Source organism: Pseudorhodoplanes sp. (genome assembly GCF_035565855.1).
Classification (GTDB): Bacteria; Pseudomonadota; Alphaproteobacteria; order Rhizobiales; family Xanthobacteraceae; genus Pseudorhodoplanes.
Map to the genome: position 1 here is coordinate 1 of NZ_DATMRX010000116.1, position 2180 is coordinate 2180.

Genomic DNA, 2180 nt, shown 5'->3' on the forward strand with positions numbered 1-2180 from the left:
GACCAAGCGTGCGAGCCCAGCGCAACTTTCACGACGCGATCGATCTCGCCACTCTCCGCCGACAATAGGCTGATAACCGCCTTCTGCGTCGTCGACGGGCGGGCGACATAGATCACGGGCACGATCTGGCTCTCGCCGGTCACGCCGACATGTGCCCAGGCGGACCGGTCGAGATTGGCGATGCCGATGACGGCTGCGCCGGGGATATGTCGGATACATTGCAGACGGTGCGCAATCATCGCGAGCCGCCACTTGGCCCGCGACGCGCGCGCGATTGGCGACCATTGCCGCAGCACCTTCTCGGACAGGTTCCAATCGAGCGGCGCAATCCAGCGCGGACCGTCGTCGCCCGGAATCACGACGAAGCGCTGCGCCTTCGGAACCGACGCAGAAGGCACCACCAGGCAACCGGGAGGAAACAGTCGTTGTATTAATGACTCCACCGGCGCCCCCGCCCTTTGGCTGCTTATGTTCTCGGCACACGGACGTTGCCTTGGTGCCCGTTCATTTGGCGAACTGCCGCGAATTCACGCAAAGCGTCCGGAACTTCGCGTTAGGTAACAGTTCTATGACCGGTTCGTTCCGTCAGCCGCATGAAGCGCTGCGCGACATCCGTGGAGACCGCCGCCTCGCGCATTGTGGCTATTCTCGCGCTCCGACCTTTTATTGCCGCAGACATTGCGCAGGTTCTCGTCGCCACAAATTTCATTGCACGCGTCACCTCAGAAAAGGATGCACAACATGGCCCTGCGCGAACTGTTGGCGCCAACGAAGAAGAAGATCGATCTGAAAGACGGCCTCGTGGTGCCGGTCCTTCTGTCCGGTGGAGCCGGAACGCGGCTGTGGCCGCTATCGCGCGAAACCTATCCGAAGCAACTCCTGTCGCTGATCGGTGAGCACACGTTGTTGCAACAGGCCGCGATGCGCGTAGCGGACCGCAACAAATTCACGGCGCCGCTGGTGGTCGCGCATGAGGAACATCGATTCGTCATCGCCGAGCAGTTGCGCTCGCTCGGCGTCACCGATTCGACCATCGTGCTGGAACCCGTCCGGCGCAACACCGCGGTCGCGGTGGCCGTCGCTGCCCTGATCGTCAACAAGATCGACCCGAATACGACACTACTAGTGATGCCAGTCGACCATCTCATCCGTGACAACGCCGCCTTCATCGACACCATCGACACCGCTGCTGCGGCGGCCGAGCATCACAAGCTCTCCCTGTTCGGCATCCAGCCGACGCATCCGGCGACCGGATACGGCTATATCAAGAGCGGCCAGCCGATCGAGGCGGCGCCGGGCGTCCAGGAAGTCGGCGAATTCATCGAAAAGCCGGACGCGGCGCGCGCCGCGGAACTCATCGCCAGCGGCGACTACCTGTGGAACAGCGGCATTTTCCTGCTCCCGGTTCGTGTGTTCCTGCGCGAACTGGAGCGGCACGCCCCCGAGGTGCTGAAGGCGGCGCGCGGCGCGGTCGCGACCGCATCGCTCGATCTCGACTTCCTGCGGCTGCGCGAAGAGCCGCTGGCGGCCTGCCCGTCGATCTCGCTCGACAAGGCGGTATTGGAGAAAACAGACCGTGCCGCCGTCGTCCCGGCGCGTTTCGACTGGAGCGATATCGGAAGCTGGTCGGCGCTCTGGGAAGTCGGCGACAAGACCGCCGACGATAATGTCGAAATCGGCGAAGTCATCGCCGAAGACAGTCGCGGCTGCTATCTGCGCGGCGATGGCCCGCTGGTCGCCGCGCTCGGCGTCGAGGATCTCGTCGTGGTGGCGACACCGGACGTCGTATTGGTGACGCCGAAGAACAATTCGCAGGATGTCGGGAAGCTCGTCACCCGTCTGAAGCAGGAAGGCCACAGCTCGGCGACGCAGACCCAGTGCGTGTACCGGCCCTGGGGCTACTATCAGCAGATCCATGTCGGCGAGCGCTTCCAGGTCAAGCGCATTACCGTCAATCCCGGCTGCAAGCTGTCGCTGCAGAAGCACTTCCATCGCGCCGAGCATTGGGTGGTCGTCAACGGCACGGCTTTGGTCACACGCGACGATGAAGAGGTGCTGCTCGGCGAGAACGAGTCGCTGTTCATTCCGCTCGGTGCGATGCACCGGCTGGAGAACCCAGGCAAGATGCCCCTCAACCTCATCGAGGTGCAGTCCGGCGCTTATCTCGGCGAGGACGACAT

2 protein-coding genes are annotated in these 2180 nt (G+C 63.3%); one reads left to right on the top strand and one right to left on the bottom strand.

Annotation, left to right across the window (positions count from 1 at the left end; all coding sequences use genetic code 11):
• Window positions 1–401, bottom strand: a 401-nt coding sequence (locus VN004_RS06595) for a hypothetical protein (RefSeq protein ID WP_325608199.1), incomplete at its 3' end; no start/stop codon positions are given.
• A 340-nt stretch (window positions 402–741) separates the two neighbouring features.
• On the opposite strand from VN004_RS06595, the gene VN004_RS06600 reads away from it, so the two are divergent.
• Window positions 742–2180, top strand: a 1439-nt coding sequence (locus tag VN004_RS06600) for a mannose-1-phosphate guanylyltransferase/mannose-6-phosphate isomerase (protein WP_325608201.1), incomplete at its 3' end; no start/stop codon positions are given.